Source organism: Pueribacillus sp. YX66, from assembly GCF_041725775.1.
Taxonomy (GTDB): Bacteria; Bacillota; Bacilli; order Bacillales; family UBA6769; genus Pueribacillus.
Genome location: NZ_JBEUEL010000034.1, coordinates 13994 through 30683 on the forward strand (window position 1 = coordinate 13994; position 16690 = coordinate 30683).

General features: G+C 38.5%; 15 protein-coding genes. 13 read left to right on the plus strand and 2 right to left on the minus strand.

Features of this window, described 5'->3' with window-relative positions:
* Positions 1–229: 229 nt before the first annotated feature.
* From ABU914_RS12845 to ABU914_RS12855, 3 genes are read left to right on the plus strand one after another with little or no spacing between them, the layout of a single operon-like run.
* The gene (locus ABU914_RS12845; RefSeq protein ID WP_379670125.1) at positions 230–991 is read left to right on the plus strand and encodes an ABC transporter permease; all 762 of its coding nucleotides are present in this window, start codon (positions 230–232) and stop codon (positions 989–991) included.
* A 39-nt stretch (positions 992–1030) separates the two neighbouring features.
* Entirely contained in the window at positions 1031–1564 is a 534-nt protein-coding gene (locus ABU914_RS12850) for a DUF4242 domain-containing protein (RefSeq protein WP_379670126.1), read from the plus strand.
* Positions 1565–1582: 18 nt separating this feature from the next.
* The gene (locus ABU914_RS12855) at positions 1583–2629 is read left to right on the plus strand and encodes an acyl-CoA dehydrogenase (protein ID WP_379670127.1); all 1047 of its coding nucleotides are present in this window, start codon (positions 1583–1585) and stop codon (positions 2627–2629) included.
* 31 nt (positions 2630–2660) lie between these two features.
* Here ABU914_RS12855 and ABU914_RS12860 read toward each other — a convergent pair whose 3' ends face one another.
* Positions 2661–3824, minus strand: coding sequence for an MFS transporter (locus tag ABU914_RS12860; RefSeq protein ID WP_379670128.1), 1164 nt, complete (start codon positions 3822–3824; stop codon positions 2661–2663).
* 571 nt (positions 3825–4395) lie between these two features.
* Here ABU914_RS12860 and ABU914_RS12865 point away from each other — a divergent pair.
* The 7 genes from ABU914_RS12865 to ABU914_RS12895 all read left to right on the plus strand — a co-directional run bounded on the left by ABU914_RS12865 (position 4396) and on the right by ABU914_RS12895 (position 12923).
* Positions 4396–4674, plus strand: coding sequence for a Uma2 family endonuclease (locus tag ABU914_RS12865; RefSeq protein ID WP_379670140.1), 279 nt, complete (start codon positions 4396–4398; stop codon positions 4672–4674).
* A gap of 222 nt (positions 4675–4896) precedes the next feature.
* Positions 4897–6297: a cytochrome ubiquinol oxidase subunit I gene (locus ABU914_RS12870; protein WP_379670129.1), complete on the plus strand. Its 1401-nt coding sequence runs from the start codon at positions 4897–4899 to the stop codon at positions 6295–6297.
* Entirely contained in the window at positions 6281–7297 is a 1017-nt protein-coding gene (gene cydB, locus ABU914_RS12875) for a cytochrome d ubiquinol oxidase subunit II (RefSeq protein WP_379670130.1), read from the plus strand. Before ABU914_RS12870 ends, cydB begins: the two co-directional genes overlap by 17 nt.
* Positions 7297–9033 (plus strand): thiol reductant ABC exporter subunit CydD, encoded by a 1737-nt coding sequence (gene cydD / locus ABU914_RS12880; RefSeq protein WP_379670131.1) that lies wholly within the window; start codon positions 7297–7299, stop codon positions 9031–9033. The genes cydB and cydD overlap by 1 nt, the downstream gene beginning before the upstream one ends.
* Positions 9030–10757, plus strand: a complete 1728-nt coding sequence (cydC, locus tag ABU914_RS12885; protein ID WP_379670132.1) for a thiol reductant ABC exporter subunit CydC — start codon at positions 9030–9032, stop codon at positions 10755–10757. Before cydD ends, cydC begins: the two co-directional genes overlap by 4 nt.
* Positions 10758–10860: 103 nt before the next feature.
* Entirely contained in the window at positions 10861–11550 is a 690-nt protein-coding gene (locus ABU914_RS12890) for an N-acetylmuramoyl-L-alanine amidase (protein WP_379670133.1), read from the plus strand.
* 140 nt (positions 11551–11690) lie between these two features.
* Entirely contained in the window at positions 11691–12923 is a 1233-nt protein-coding gene (locus ABU914_RS12895) for an HAD-IIA family hydrolase (RefSeq protein WP_379670134.1), read from the plus strand.
* A 62-nt stretch (positions 12924–12985) separates the two neighbouring features.
* Here ABU914_RS12895 and ABU914_RS12900 read toward each other — a convergent pair whose 3' ends face one another.
* Positions 12986–13447, minus strand: a complete 462-nt coding sequence (locus ABU914_RS12900; protein WP_379670135.1) for a DUF2269 family protein — start codon at positions 13445–13447, stop codon at positions 12986–12988.
* A gap of 276 nt (positions 13448–13723) precedes the next feature.
* On the opposite strand from ABU914_RS12900, the gene ABU914_RS12905 reads away from it, so the two are divergent.
* The 3 genes from ABU914_RS12905 to ABU914_RS12915 all read left to right on the plus strand — a co-directional run bounded on the left by ABU914_RS12905 (position 13724) and on the right by ABU914_RS12915 (position 16338).
* Positions 13724–14470, plus strand: coding sequence for a metal ABC transporter ATP-binding protein (locus tag ABU914_RS12905; protein ID WP_379670141.1), 747 nt, complete (start codon positions 13724–13726; stop codon positions 14468–14470).
* A complete protein-coding gene (locus ABU914_RS12910) occupies positions 14470–15330 on the plus strand; it encodes a metal ABC transporter permease (RefSeq protein WP_379670136.1) in 861 nt (286 codons plus the stop codon). The genes ABU914_RS12905 and ABU914_RS12910 overlap by 1 nt, the downstream gene beginning before the upstream one ends.
* A gap of 66 nt (positions 15331–15396) precedes the next feature.
* Positions 15397–16338: a metal ABC transporter solute-binding protein, Zn/Mn family gene (locus ABU914_RS12915; RefSeq protein WP_379670137.1), complete on the plus strand. Its 942-nt coding sequence runs from the start codon at positions 15397–15399 to the stop codon at positions 16336–16338.
* Positions 16339–16690: the final 352 nt, after the last annotated feature.

A 16690-nucleotide genomic window follows, 5' to 3' on the forward strand; every position in this document is an offset into this window, starting at 1 on the left:
GTAAACCTAAAACAATAATTTTTGAATAAGCAATGAGTGTTTCGAACGTGAGTTTGAGCTTTTTAATATAGAAGTCAGTCCGTTCTATGCAATAGTATAGCTTAGAGCAATACTTTCTCGACTTTCGACGCACATGCTGTTGCAACAGGAGGTTGCGAATTTAGTCGACTTTGTCTCTCGTTGTCGTCCTTTTTAAACACACTTTTTTGATGAAGTGAAGTGATTCAATGTGGAAGTCATGAAAAAACCGATCAATTTTATCGTTAGTTTTATTTTGTTACTCACTGCCTGGCAACTTTTGATTACATTAGGCGGTTATGATGACGCATTATTTCCGTCTCCAACAACTGTGTTTTTATCGTTACTTGACCTTGTTAAAAGTGGGACATTGTTTAAAGATGTCGCCGTTAGTCTGAGTCGTTTTGCAATTGGGTATTTGTTAGCAGTTATTCCAGCGATTGTGCTCGGATTAATGTTAGGAAGGATGCCACGTGTTTGGCAAGTACTTGATCCGATTGTCCAACTTATTCGACCTGTTTCGCCAGTAGCATGGTCCCCGTTTATCGTCCTTTGGTTTGGAATTGGAAATATTCCAGCGATTGTCATTATTTTTATTGCTGCGTTTTTTCCTGTTTTGTTAACGACAGTGTCAGCAGCGAGAAAAGTCGAGCATGATTATATAAAAATTGCCCAAAACCTCGAAGTGAACAAATTTGAATTTTTGTGTAAATTTGTTTTCCCAGCATCTTTTCCGGCAATTGTCAGTGGGCTTCGTGTTGCAGTAGGTACTGCATGGATCTTTTTAGTTGCTGGCGAAATGGTTGGCTCACAGTCTGGACTTGGATTTCTTATCGTTGATGCGAGGAATACGTTAAACCTTGCGAATGTACTCGCTGGGATAGTTGTTATCGGGTTGTTGGGGTTTCTTCTTGACCGGTTTATTTCAGTTTTTGAACGTTTCATCGGTCGGTATTTCGGAACTGCGTCTTAATATAAAAATTTTTTAATAACAAATGGAGGTAAGCCTAACATGAGTTTATTTTTAGTTGAAGCATCTTTACAAGACATAGTTAAAACGAAGGAGCAGTTAACGAAAAAAGTAGAGGAGTTGGAAGTAAAGTTAAAAAACAATGAGTCTTCTTTAATTGAATTACAAGTTTCTACAGACTTTACTCGTTCATTTTTTATCATTGAAGCGATAGATGAACAGTCAACGCTCGAACATCTAAATGACGTAGGGATTATTGCTAATTTAGTAAAAGAAGTAAGATTAGTCGGTGATGAACTAGACAATGTAAAGGCGAACAAAGATAAAGTAAATTACCTAGTTGAATGGAATTTACCAGAAGATTTAACGATGGAAAAGTATTTGGAAAGGAAAAAGCAAAATTCAGTTTATTACGATGAAGTACCAGAAGTGTCGTTTGCTCGTACGTACGTATGTGAAGACATGACAAAATGCCTTTGTTTTTATGATGCGCCAGATGAAACGGCTGTTACACGTGCACGTGAAGCAGTTAAAGCCCCAATCGATGAAATTACGGAAATTTTGGATAAAGAATAAAGGTCAGGAGTGGCAACGATGGTAAAAAGCGAAATTAATAAACTCGATGCACTGATTGACACGGAGTTAAAGCCTTACGTAAATAAAATTGATAAAGAAGCTTTTTACGCTAAACATTTTTTGCGCAGGCTTGGTGAAGAAGGTTTTTTTGCATCCGTTAATCGTAGTCCGAAGCATGTTTTGTTTGATGAATTAAAACTTGTGGAAGCGACTGCAAAAACGTGTATGACAACTGCTTTTTGCCTATGGTGTCACTTGGCAGCCCTTACGTATATCCGTAATTCAGAAAATACGACTTTGAAAGAAGAGCTCCTTCCTCTTCTTGAAAGTGGTGAACGACTTGGTGGTACAGGTCTTTCGAATCCGATGAAGTATTATGCACAACTTGAAAATCTTCATCTTCAAGCGAAGAGGGTTGATGGTGGGTTTGAAATAACGGGGGTTTTACCAGCCGTTTCTAATCTTGCAAAGGATCATGTCTTTGCTTTTATTGCGGAAGTGCAAGAAGGTAAGCGAATCATGGGATTTATTCCGTTTCATGCAAATGGACTCGAAACGAAAGAAAAACGAGATTATCTTGGATTGAATGGCAGTGCAACGTTCGCGTGTAAGTTTCATCATGTGTTTGTTCCCTATGAGCGAATTGTTACTGAAGATGCAGACGACTTTGTAAAGCGGATTCGACCAACATTTATCGTTTATCAAATTCCACTCGGGTTAGGTGTAACGGAAGCGTCAATCAACTGCATCGAAAAAGTTCGTAATATAAAAAACGGTTGCAATCGATATTTACCAATTCAAGCAGAAGAATTGAAAGAAAAGTTAGTAAAATTGCACGCTGATTTGAAGCAGCTCAATGTCAGTGAAGAACATTGGCGTGAGATCGTGAAACTTAGGCTAAAGACAGCTTACGTAACGTTACGAGCTGTTGAAACTGCTATGATTCACCAAGGAGGTGCAGGCTATTTAAAATATAGCCATGCATCACGGAGACTTCGAGAGGCTTACTTTTTTGCTAATTTAACTCCGACGATTAAACATTTAGAAAAACTATTAACTTCATAATTTAACAAGGCGAAAGGGATTATCTTTCGCCTTAATTTATTGATGCGCTTGCTTTTTTCCGTTGCATTATTAATATAAATAAAATAAAACTGCTGCATAAAACAACGGTCGTCCCGATTAAGAACGCACCATTCGCAGTTACGGCGAGTGCACCAGTCATAACAGAACCGACAACGACACCGAGTGAGAAAAACGCATAAAACAGTCCAAATGCTTTTCCTCTATCAAGCACATTTGTGTGCTGGATAATTAAAGCGTTAATTGAAGGAAAAATGAACGAAAAACCAATTCCATATATCACCATAATCATGTATAACAATGAAAGTTGCGACGTTACGCTTAAAAGTAACAATCCAATTCCTAAAATGACTAAGCCTGTGTTCAACATATATTCATGAGCGAATCGATCAAATAGTTTATTCGTAGGGAGAATGAAAATTAAAATTGCTGTGAATGCAAATGTACTCATTAACATACCACTCACTTCGTTTCCGTAATTCAATGCTTCAATTTTTAACGGGAGCATATAGGCAAGTACTCCTTGTGAGAACATAAGCGCAAACGAACCTAAATAAGCATAAAAGAGCGGCACATTTTTTAATAAGTCGATAATGGATTTGCCTGTTTCTTTACTGTCAATCCGTCTTGACATTGTTGCTTCCGTTTGTGGCAATAGCAGAAACGCTAATAGTGCTGTTATTAGCATAAGTCCACCAATTATAAGGAAAACCCACTTAACCCCAGCAGTTTCTGTCATCATTCCCCCGAAGGCTGGACCAAGAACAGCCGCTAAACCGACAATTGCTCCAGATAACGCCATCGATTTCCCTTTTTTCGTTTTGACTGAAGTGTTTGCTAAATAAGTAAACGCTGCTGGTACGAGTAACCCTCCGCTTAACCCGTGAAAGAAGCGTGCGAGAATTAATTGAATAGGAGTATGAACTAGTGAATAGGAAAGTAGAATGAGTCCAGTTATTCCTAGCCCGATATAGAGGACACGCTTCGCACCGTTTTTATCGATCCAAAAGCCCGCGAAAATATTTCCGATAATATTCGTAAATGAATACATGCCAACTGCCAATCCAATTAGGAGTGGTGTTGCACCTAACTCGTGAGCAAACGGACTTATAATCGGTAATTGTGCAAATGTATCGATAAACGCAACGAGTATAATGACATATATAAAATAAATCATGTTACCGCTTCCTAATCGTTATGTTTGATACTTTTATTATAAGAGTAGATTTGGATCGAAACAATGAAACAGTTTAGTTTTCACCTAATGTATCAAGGAGTAAATATAACGCGGATTTTATTGTTTGAGAAATAGCCTATTTCCTGGGCAACTATTTTTTTCGACAAAAACCTTGTTATATAAGGCTGTAAACGAGTTTTTTTCGTCAAATAAAGTCGAGTATTAGCTGAATAAGAAGGAAAATTTACTTGAGTGGGTGTTGTATGATGTGCATAATTATGAAAATGAACGATTAGAGGAGAGAGTGTAATGATGTCAAAGAAGGATAAGCACCCAATATTCGCTGCATTGGATGAGGAGAATCGGTATGGCTAGTTGATGCAAACTCGAATTGATAAGTCCTGCACTAACGGTGACATATCAAATGGTAAGCTTTGAAAAGCAAAAAGTGATGGCTCGTAATTAGGAGTAAGCTATCTATTTTGCATGCTCCAGTTAATGTCATTTTATTAAGGCACAAAGTACATTAGTTAGACATTGTATACGGCTTGAGATTGTGACGAAACGAGGAGTGGAAGGTACACCTAATCTTGTGGTTGAAATTTTGTCACCACCAACATTGAAGTGTGATAAAATCGACAAGTTAAAGACGTATGCTACTTACCAAATTAATGAATATTGGATTACAGAGCCTGAGCAAGGAAGATTGGAACAATATCTATTGAAATTGGCCCGACATGAACTTGCTAACATGTGCAGATTTTATTACATCAACGTAGCTTTCATGTATTTCTTTTACGATGGCATACATTATAAAAAGCATTCCCGAATTAAAAGATTAATGACTTAGTATTATATTTATATAATTGATAAAGCCTTAAAATTGGAATTGCTTCTAATTGAAGATTTCCATTTTAAGGTTTTTTATTTGGACACAATTTAGTCAATAGAACGTCATGAAAACGCCATGATTTCGCCAATGAACCGTCACTCACTATACAAGAATGATACGTTTATCGCGATACAATATAGGTAAGAGTGAATATAGACTCGGATAAGGAGTGAAACAAGCATGGATCCATTGATGCTAGCAAGACTTCAATTTGCTTCAACAACAATATTCCACTATATTTTTGTTCCGATGTCGATCGGTTTGGCGTTTATCATTGCTGTTATGCAAACGATGTATGTCGTCAAAGGTCAAGACGTTTATAAAAGAATGACGAAGTTTTGGGGCAAGTTGTTTTTGATTAACTTTGCCGTCGGGGTAGTCACAGGTATTTTGCAAGAATTTCAGTTCGGCATGAATTGGTCTACGTATTCGCGGTTTGTCGGCGATGTGTTTGGACCTTCATTAGCAATTGAAGGGCTGTTAGCCTTTTTCATGGAATCAACGTTCATTGGACTTTGGGTTTTTGGATGGAACCGCTTATCTAAGCGTGTCCATCTATTATCGATATGGCTAGTCTCTATAGGTACGATCCTGTCCGCATTTTGGATTTTAACGGCGAATTCGTTTATGCAATCTCCAGTCGGATATGAATTTGCAGACGGTCGCGCTCAAATGAATAACTTTGTGGAAATAATTACGAACCCGCATTTGTGGGTACAGTTCCCTCACGTTCTCGTTTCTTCACTCGCCACAGGGGCATTTTTAATTGCGGGTGTCAGTGCGTGGAAACTTTCCAAAAGGCAAAATGTCGATATGTTTAAAAAGTCATTTCGGATATCGATTATCGTTGCGACAGCAATGTCATTACTAATTATGATTACTGGTCACCAACAAGCGCAACATCTTGTTAAAGCACAGCCTATGAAACTAGCAGCTGCGGAAGCATTATGGAATACGAGCGATGATCCTGCACCGTTTACAGTGATTGCGAATATCGATTCAGAGAAAAAAGAAAATTCTTTCGAGCTTGAAATCCCTTATTTGTTAAGTTTTTTCTCATATAACAAATTTAGCGGACAAGTGGAAGGGATGAATCAAATTCAAGCAGAGTATGAAGCGAAATATGGTCCTGGTGATTATATTCCACCTGTAAAAACAGTGTTTTGGAGTTTTAGAGTAATGGTAGCTGGTGGGCTTGCTATGCTTCTGCTCGGAATTATTGGTTGGATAAAGTCAAGACGGGAAACGCTATTAGAGAAATCTTGGTATTTGAAAGCGATGGTTGTTGGAATAGCAATGCCGTTTATAGCAAATACAGCAGGTTGGATAATGGCAGAACTCGGTCGTCAACCGTGGGTTGTCTTTGGTGTCATGAGAACGGAAGCTGCCGTTTCGCCAACGGTAACTGCTGGTGAACTACTGTTTTCGCTCATCTCGTTTTCAACCATTTATGCTGTACTAGCTGGAGTCTGTGTTTATTTGTTCGTTAAAGTGATTCGGAATGAAGAGAAACAGCAAAAAGGAGAGCCGGATCGTTACGATCCGTTTGATAAGGAGGAATACCATGCTGTCGCTAAATGAGTTTTGGTTCCTGCTCATCGCTGTTTTGTTCATCGGTTTTTTCGTCCTTGAAGGTTTCGATTTCGGTGTCGGTACAGTCGCTAAGTTTCTCGGTAAAACAGATATGGAGCGTCGGGTGTACATTAATACGATCGGCCCGTTTTGGGATGCAAATGAAGTGTGGCTCATTACAGCAGGTGGGGCAATGTTTGCAGCTTTTCCGCATTGGTATGCCACGATGTTTAGCGGGTTTTATATCCCGCTCGTCTTCATGTTGCTTGCGTTAATCATTCGCGGTGTTGCCTTTGAATTTCGTGGAAAAGTTGACAATGACAAGTGGAAAAACGTCTGGGATTGGTCCATTTTTATCGGAAGTATTGTGCCTCCGTTACTTTGGGGTGTCGTCCTCGCGAATTTTATGACAGGGATTCCAATCGATGGAAATAAAGAAGTCGTTGGTGGATTTCTACAGTTTTTACACCCATTTGCTTTATTAGGTGGAGTGATGTTTGTGTTGCTCTGCATCGTTCACGGCCTGCAATTTATTATGTTGCGAACGACAGATGAGTTACAAGAGCGTGCTCGCAAACTTTCGGATAAATTGAATCCAGTTACGTTAATTGTGTTGCTTCTGTTTATCAGTGTTGGGTTTGCAAAAACAGAAATATTTACAGCGCATGGCATCGGTTGGCTTCTCCTGCCGATTTTAGCTTGGGCAGCCTTGTTCGTCTCTCATTTGTTAAACCAAGCTAAACGTGATGGTTGGGCATTTTTTATGACAAGCGTTACGATCATTGCATTAACTGCATCTATTTTTATCGGGATGTTTCCACGAGTATTAATAAGCACGCTTGGTACTGCGAATGATTTAACGATTTACAATGCGGCTTCGGGAGCCTATACGTTAAAAATTATGAGTTATTTCTCAATTGCGTTACTTCCTTTCGTGCTCGGTTATCAAATTTGGAGCTACTACGTATTTCGGAAACGAATTAAGCCGAAAGATGAGCTTGAATACTAATGAAACGACAAAAAGGTTTTCCATCATTTCCTAATAGTCGTTCTACTTATGTTCGATTAACATCGATCATTTTGCTTGAGGCGGTCAGTATTGTCGCTCAAGCTGTTTTTTTAGCTCGAGCGATTACGTTCCTTTTCCAAGGCATGTCATTTTATGAAGTTGGCAAAGAAGTAATCTTGTTTTTGCTGGCGTTCATTGTACGTCATGCGTTAGGAAAACGGGAAGGCATCGTTGCTGAGCGGTTTGCAACTCGAGTCGGGCGTAATTTACGAAACAAACTTGTCGATGCGTATTTTTTACTCGGTCAGCGGTTTGTTCAATTAAATGGAACAGGTCGTCTTGTGACGCTCTCGCTTGAAGGTATCGAGCAAATTAAAACATATATTGAAACGACAATCCCACGCTTGTTACGAACCGTTATCATTCCAGCAGTGGTTGTAATGTACGTATTTACACTTGATACAGCGTCAGCGATCATTTTGATCGTTACCGTTCCGATTATCGTTATTTTTATGATTTTACTCGGATTAGCTGCCGAGAAAATGGCAGATAAACAGTATGATACGTATCGTGTCCTGTCAAATCATTTCGTTGACACGTTAAAAGGGATTGATACGTTAACGTATTTAGGTCAAAGTGAACAACATGATAAAAAAATCGCGCGAGTGAGTGAGCGTTACCGAAAAGCAACGATACGTACGTTACGAGTTGCTTTTTTGTCATCTTTTGCACTCGATTTTTTTACAAGCTTGTCGATCGCTTTCGTTGCGGTCGGGTTAGGCTTTCGATTAATTGATGGATCGTTACTGTTATGGCCTGCCCTTACGATCCTATTGCTTGCACCGGAATATTTTTTACCGATTAAACAAGTCGGCTCAGATTATCATGCAACGTTAGATGGGCAAGTGGCGTTAGAACAAGTGGAAGGAATTATAGCTGAACAGAAAAAAGCTGTTGATATGATTGCAGAGCGTCGGGCAATTCATTGGGATTCATCAAGCAGTATTAAATTTTATGACGTAACTGCTTTCAGTGAAACGTTAGATAAGCCGCTTCTAAAAGAGCTTTCATTTTCGTGGCAAGGGTACGGGACGATCGGAATCGTTGGGAAAAGTGGAGCGGGCAAATCAACATTAATCGACGTACTTGCAGGCTTTCTCCAACATAATGAAGGGTTCATAGAAATAAATGGTGATAGGCAGCAGTTATATTCAAATGCAAACTGGCAACAACTGGTTGCATATATTCCACAATCTCCATATCTTTTTCCCGCTTCATTAGCGGATAATATTCGCTTTTATGAGCGGGATGCAACGGATGAAGAGGTGAACAACGTGATCGATGATATCGGTCTTCGTTCATTTGTCGATCAGCTGCCGAACGGAATGTATGAAACTGTTGGCGAAGGAGGGCGATCTGTTAGCGGGGGGCAAGAGCAACGGATCGCGATCGCGCGTGCGTTGTTAAGCAATAAGCCGATCGTATTGCTCGATGAACCGACTGCTCATCTTGATATCGAAACAGAATTTGAAATCAAACAATCTATGCAGAAGCTATTTAAGAACAAACTTGTCTTTATTGCGACACATCGCCTTCATTGGGTAAACGAGATGGATTATATTCTCATGCTGGAGGACGGTCAACTTGTTGAAAGTGGACCGCATGAAGAGCTTATGTTAAAACAAGGAGCGTATCACCGCTTCGTCAAAACGTATACGGGAGGAGAGTCGGAATGAAACAATGGGTTCTTCCTTATGTGAAAAAGCAGAAGGGGCTCGTATTGCTAACCCTTTTGTTTGGATTTTTAGGCATTGGATCTGGAGTGATGTTGTTATTCGTTTCGGGCTATTTAATTTCAAAATCGGCTCTCCGACCTGAAAATATTATGCTCGTGTATGTTCCGATTGTCGCTGTTCGTGCTTTCAGTATTGGGCAAGCATTGTTTCTTTATTTAGAACGGTTAGTCGGTCACGATGTAGTGTTGCGGATCGTCGAAAATATGCGGACGAAATTGTATAAAATCATTGAACCACAAGCGTTATTTTTACGTTCCCGTTATCAGTCGGGTCACTTATTCGGAATGGTTTCTGACGACATTGAACAGTTACAAAACTTGTATTTACGAACGATTTTTCCAAGTACGATTGCGCTACTTTTATACAGTATTATCATTTTCGTATTCGGTTTATTTGATCTCATTTTTGCGTTGCTGCTTATTTTCTTGTTAGGTGTTCTCGTTTTTCTCATTCCAATCGTTTCACTTGCAGTGACGCGTCGGAGACATATTCAAATAAAGCACCGGCGTTCTCGTTTATATGAACGTCTGACATCCGCTGTTTTTGGTGTCATGGATTGGCAAGCAAGCGGTCGCAAACATGAGTTTTTGGACCGTTATAGACAGGAACATGACGCTTTACAGCGTGAAGAAGATAAGGTAAAACGATGGCATCATCTACGTGATGGAGTTATTCAAATGACGATCGGAATCGTCATTATCGCTACGATGGCTTGGGCAAGCGTCCAGGCGGGTGAAGGGGTGATTTCATCCACTGTGATTGCCGCTTTCGTGCTTATGATGATGTCGATCACCGATTCATTCTCAACCGTTTCATCGTCAATTGAATTGTTTCCAGCTTATGAAGATTCGCTTCGCCGAATGTCAAAAATCGAAAGTTATCCTGAAAATGAAAGGGAGCGAAAATCTCAAAACCAATCGCAAGCGACTGAACATGTCGCCATTGAGTTGCAACATGTTTCGTATCGCTATCCGAACACGTCTAAAGATACGATTGTTAATGCATCTCTTACCGTTTCACGAGGTGAAAATATCGCTTTACTTGGCAAAAGTGGAACAGGAAAATCAACGATGATTCAGTTGATAACTGGGATCGTAAAACCATATAAAGGTTCAATTTTTGTTAACGGAGTTCAAGCAGATCGCTCTTTGTTAGGCAAAGAAATTGCAGTTTTAAATCAAAAACCTCACTTGTTTGATACAACCGTCGGAAATAATATCCGAATTGGACGTCCTAATGCAACAGATGAAGAAATCTGGTACGTGTTAGAGCAAGCACAGCTCGCAGATTTCATTGCTAGCTTACGTGTAGGACTCGATACACCGATGCGAGAAATGGGAGGTAGATTTTCTGGAGGAGAACGGCAGCGGATTGCACTTGCAAGAGTGTTATTGCAAAATACCCCAATTGTAATCTTTGATGAACCAACAATCGGACTTGATCCAGAAACAGAAAGCACGTTGCTAACAACAATGTTTCAAGCAACAACAAACAAAACACTCATCTTCGTTACTCATCATCTCGCTTCGATTGAAAAGATGGATCAGATTGTTTTTTTAAAAAATGGTACAGTTGGAATGAAAGGTACACATGAACAATTATTGCGCGAAAATGAAATGTATAACCATTTATACCGTTTAGATAAAGGGGTTATCTTATCGTAAATCTTCAAACTCATGAACTTTTTTACAAAACAATAACATTCCAAAACGCCTTTCCAAATTAGCCTCTCAAATCATTTATTAGTAGTGAGGGATGTGATTAAGAATGACAAAAATTTTTATTGATCCGGGTCATGGTGGAAATGATCCAGGTGCAGTTGGAAATGGGATTTTGGAAAAAAATGCTACCCTTCAAATTGCTAAGCGAATAAATGAGATTTTAAAAAATGAATATAGCGGGGTTACGACTCGTATGAGTCGAACTGGAGATAATACGGTCAGTTTAGTACAACGGACAAATATGGCAAACAATTGGGGAGCCGATTACTTTCTAAGCGTTCATATTAATTCGGGTGGTGGAACAGGTTTTGAAAGCTATATTTTTAACGGGGGCGTTCGTGCGGAAACTGTCTTAAGGCAAAAAGTTATGCATGATGCAGTTATGAAACAAATCGACATGAGAAATCGAGGCATGAAACGAGCAAATTTCCATGTATTGCGCGAGTCAAAAATGCCAGCAATTCTAACAGAAAATGGGTTTATTGATACAGCTTCAGATGCAAAAAAGCTTGCAGACAAAGCTTATATTGAAAAAATTGCACGTGGTCATGTTAATGGGCTTGCCAATATATTTGGATTGAAAAAAAAACAAACACCAACTAAACCTAGTCCGAAGCCAGGTAGCAACAACAAACTATATAAAGTGCAAGCGGGTGCTTTTTCATCACGAGACAATGCTGAAAAACTTGTGGAAGAATTGAAGAAAAAAGGATTTTCAGCGTTTATTACGAAATAAACCAATCCCTGACTCATTTGAGTTAGGGTTTTCTTATTTATTCAGTATCTTTGTTATACTGAAATTAAGTTAGATTTCTATCATCTGTTAAAGATTTTAAATATTGTTGTAACATGATGATGGAGTAAAGGGGGATTATATTGATTGCTTCACAATTTGATTTGTTTTTATTTGATTTAGACGGAGTGGTATATGTAGGTCCAAAACCATTACCAGGAGCAGTTGAATCACTTAATAGATTACGCCGTAAAAGGAAGCATATGCGGTTTTTAACGAACGATCCGTGTGCAACTCGAGAAAGTGCTTGCGTTCGTTTACATAAGCTTGGGATTGATGTTCATATTGATGAAATGATTACATCTAGTTATGCGACGGCTCAATATTTAAGAGTGAAAGGAATAAGAACGGTTTACGTCTTAAGTGATGAGCATCTTAAAAAGGAATGCACAGAGGTTGGAATGATAATTAATGATTATGGTTGTCCGGATGCTGTCGTAGTTGGATGGGATAGTAACATAACACTAAGAGAAATTCAAAAGGCAGCGCAATTTATCATAAAAGGAGCGTCATTCATAGCGACAAGTCCTGATCTGACGTTCCCGACGAAAGAAGGGCCTGCATTAGCTACCGGAGCCGTCGTTGAAATGCTAAAAGCAGCAACGGGTGTACATCCTGACATTGTAGGAAAACCGCATTCGGCGATGTTTCAAGCAGCACTTCAAGCATTTCCTGAGATGAAAAAAGAACAGGTCGTTATGATCGGTGATAATCCATTAACGGATATTTTAGGAGCCCATCAATTTGGAATTACTGCAATTTTAATTTCAAAAGAAAATACGAACCCCTTTCCGTTAAAAACTGACTTTCGCAACCCTGACTTTATAATACCAAACTTAAAATCCTTATTTGAACCAAATTTACGTATCACATTATCGAATCGCTCTAAATACATTTGGCCAAATGAAGTAAAAGCAGCCGTGACTGCAGTTATATTTAATCGAGTAGGTGACGTTCTTCTAATCCAACGAAAAGACAATCAATTGTGGGGGTTACCGACAGGTCATGTTGAAGTTGGAGAGTCAGTTGAACAAGCTGTTGTTCGTGAAGTACTCGAAGAAACAGGGTTACACGTTACGGTAAAACGGATGATCGGGGTATATTCAGATCCTGAAACTCAAACTCTCATATATTCAGACGGGCGTGTGACTCAATTCGTTACAACTTGTTTTGAATGTGAAGTTATTGATGGAATATTAACGAAGCAAACAGAAGAATCAGTAGATGCCGCATTTTTTCATCCGAATGAGTTACCAACTGATTTACTTCATATGCATTCAAGCCGAATTAACGACGCGATAATGTCTCGAAATTAAAACGTCTCCACCTTATGCATGAGCGTGTATAAGGTGGAGATGTTGTTTTTTCACTAAAGTTCTTAGGAAAAGCTCGGTTTTATAATCATGAGCAAAATAATGACAATAAAGATAATATTAATTATCCGTTCGTAAAAAAGCAATTTTTCTTCATATTTTCTATACGTTGGTGGAATATCTTTACCTTTATGTTCTTTTAATAGCACATAAATGGGTTTAGTAACAGGTTTGAGAATAAAAGGTCCAAATGCAAGAGCGATTAAATATAAGATGAGACTAATGACATACCAACCTGTTGTGAAAAGATATGGACGAATTGCTCCCATAATGAGTCCAGTAACGAGTAAAAGGATTCCGCCAATCATCACAAACAGATGCAAGCGACGTCGAATAATATAAGCATGTCGAAGTTCTGCCATCGTTTTAGCGGTTAAAACAATTTGAGTAAGAAAAAAGCCAGGTCCCATTCCTAAAATGGCAGATATGATATGAACAACGACCATCGCATTATACAATGTCTGCATTAGTACCACCCCTTGCACCGATTCGTGACAATTTCATTATACTTTTAATAATGATAAATACATAATAAATTTTTATAATCTTTGTTAAAACAGTTTACAAAATAGATCCAATTGTATAGAATGATTATAAAAGTTTCCCTAGGTAAACTTTTTGTCGTCAAGGAAACAGTTTTGTCCTCTTTTAAATTTATTCCGTTGGATAACATTATCTTAAAATTGTCGATGAAAAATTTTTTAGTTTATGGGAAAGACTTATGTGAAAGAATGGGGTTGGTGATGTTGAAGGAAGCGGTTTCTGTCCAAAATTTATACGTTTCATATTACGGAAAAGAAGTGATACGTGACGTTTCTTTTTCATTTGAAGCAGGTAATTTAATCGGTATTGTTGGACCAAATGGCGCTGGAAAATCTACGATGATGAAAGCTGTATTAGGCTTAATACCAAAAGATAGCGGCACGGTTGAAATTGGTGGAAAATCGATTGATCAAATTCGAAAAAAAATTGCTTATGTTCCACAACGTAGCAATATTGATTGGGATTTCCCGATTATTGTTAGAGATACTGTGCTATTGGGTACATACCCTAACTTAGGAATTTTCCGACGCCCAGGAAAAAAGGAAAGGGAGTGGGCAAGTCAGTGCCTAGAAGAAGTAGGTATGCAAGACTTTAGTGAAAGACAAATTGCTGAACTTTCGGGTGGGCAGCAACAGCGTGTGTTTCTTGCTCGGGCTTTAGCACAGAATGCAGAATACTTCTTTCTAGACGAACCATTTGTCGGGATTGATGTGGCTAGCGAAGAGGTCATAATAAAAATTTTAAAACAATTGCGTAATCAAGGAAAGACAATATTTGTTGTGCACCATGATTTGTCTAAAGTAGAAACCTATTTTGATGACTTAATATTAATTAACAAGGAACTATATGGTGCTGGACCAGTAAATAAAGTGTTTTTACCTGAAAATATGGAAAAATGTTTTAAAATGAGACTAGGTTTATCGGCAAGTTCGGGGGTAGGTGTGTAGTGGAGTTTTTACAAGATCTAATGAACTATGAATTTTTACAAAAGGCACTTGTTACCTCTATCATGGTCGGCATCATATGTGGAGTAATTGGAAGCTTTATTGTGTTACGTGGTATGGCGTTAATGGGAGATGCGATTTCACACGCCGTCTTACCAGGTGTTGCCATTTCATATATGTTAGGCATTAATTTTTTCTATGGCGCTGTCGTTACTGGTGTTTTAACTGCACTAGGAATTGGAATCATTAGTCAAAATAGTCGCATTAAAAATGATTCCTCGATCGGACTAGTGTTTTCTGCAATGTTCGCGCTAGGAATAATCTTAATTACAGTTGCGCAAAGTGCGACGGATTTAACTCAAATTTTATTTGGGAATGTGTTATCTGTACGTACTTCTGATATGATCATCACTCTCATTGTAGGGGCAGTGGTTTTATTAGCTGTTTTTCTTTTCTATAAAGAACTGCTCGTTTCTAGTTTCGATGAAACGATGGCAGCAGCATACGGGTTAAAAGTCCGTATGATTCATTATGGAATTATGGTATTACTTACGCTTGTAACCGTTGCGTCTTTACAAACGGTGGGAGTGATTCTTGTTGTTGCTATGCTAATCACTCCAGCAGCAACAGCTTACTTATTGACAAACCGTTTGTCAACGATGATTTTTTTAGCTGCCTTTTTTGGCGCAACATCTTCTGTGATCGGACTCTATATTAGTTTCTTATCTAATTTACCATCCGGTCCGGTTATCGTATTAGCGACTACAGCTATTTTTGTTCTTGTATTTCTTTTTTCACCAAAACAAGGTGTGTTTTGGCGGTTGCTTCAAGCGAATAAGCGGAAAATGGCTGTTGGAAAGTAATGCGCAAACGTTTAGTGAAAAGTTAGAAAAATACTTAGAAAAAGATTAAAGGAGAGTAATGGAATAATGAAGAGTTTTTTAAAAGCAATCATTCTAGCAAGTTTCGCTCTAGTTCTACTTGCAGCATGTGGAGGAAATGAAGCCTCTGATGGATCTAATAGCGGGGATAAATTACAAGTAGTTTCTTCTTTCACGATCATCACGGATATGGTAAGAGAAGTTGGTGGAGACAAGGTAGAAGTGCACAACTTAGTACCAACAGGAACGGATCCACACGAGTATGAGCCACTCCCTGAAGATATCAAAAAGTCAACAGATGCTGATATTTTATTCTATAACGGGATGAACTTAGAAGGTGGAGAAGACGGTTGGTTTTTCAAAATGGTTGACTCTGTTGGTCAAGATAGATCCAAGGCGTATAGTTTAACGGAACGAGTTGAACCAATGTATTTACGTGATGAAGCGACGAGAGAAGAAGAAGTGAATCCTCATTCCTTTATTGATCCTGTCGTAGGGATTTATATGGTAGAAGATATGCGTGATGCATTTATTGAGGTAGATCCAGACAACAAAGAGTACTATGAAGAACGAGCTAGCAACTATTTAGAAAGACTGCATGAAATCGAAATAGAATACGAAGAAAGATTAGGAGCGATTCCAGAAGAAAATAGAATTTTAGTTACTAGTGAGTGTGCATTCCAATATATGCTTGACCGTTATAATATGGGCGAGGAGTGTATTTGGAAAGTAGATACAGAAGAAAATGGTTCTCCTGAACAAATAAAGTCATTAATTAGTTTCATTGAAGAAAATAACGTACCAATCTTGTTCCTGGAGTCAAACGTAGATCCACGTCCAATGGAAACTGTTTCTAAAGAATCAGGGGTTCCAATATATGAAAAACCAATTTACTCAGATGAAATTGGGAATCCTGGGGATGAAGTGGATACGTATATTAAGTATTTACAATACAATATTGACGTTATCTCTGATGGTTTGAGCAAGTAAACTTTTAATCGCGATCTATAAAAGCTATAATTCAATTGATCAATATAAATTATAAATGGGCTGTCCAGAAAGTCATTGAAAAGTGATTTTCTGTGACAGCCTTTCTTTATTTTCTACTGTTAATTTCAAACAAGCATACAAAAAAAATCGCCCTTTTTAGTTGACTGAAGTTACCACAACAACACTTAGAAAGGACGATTTTTATGTGCAATCCGAAGGTTACTAATGAATAGTGTAACACATAAATGACACTTCCTCTAGAGGTAAAAGGGGAAAGTATGTGTCAAGTTATTCTCGGTTGTTCTTTTACACCAATATTTTCAGCACTCTATTTTGTACGCTTTTTAGGCTA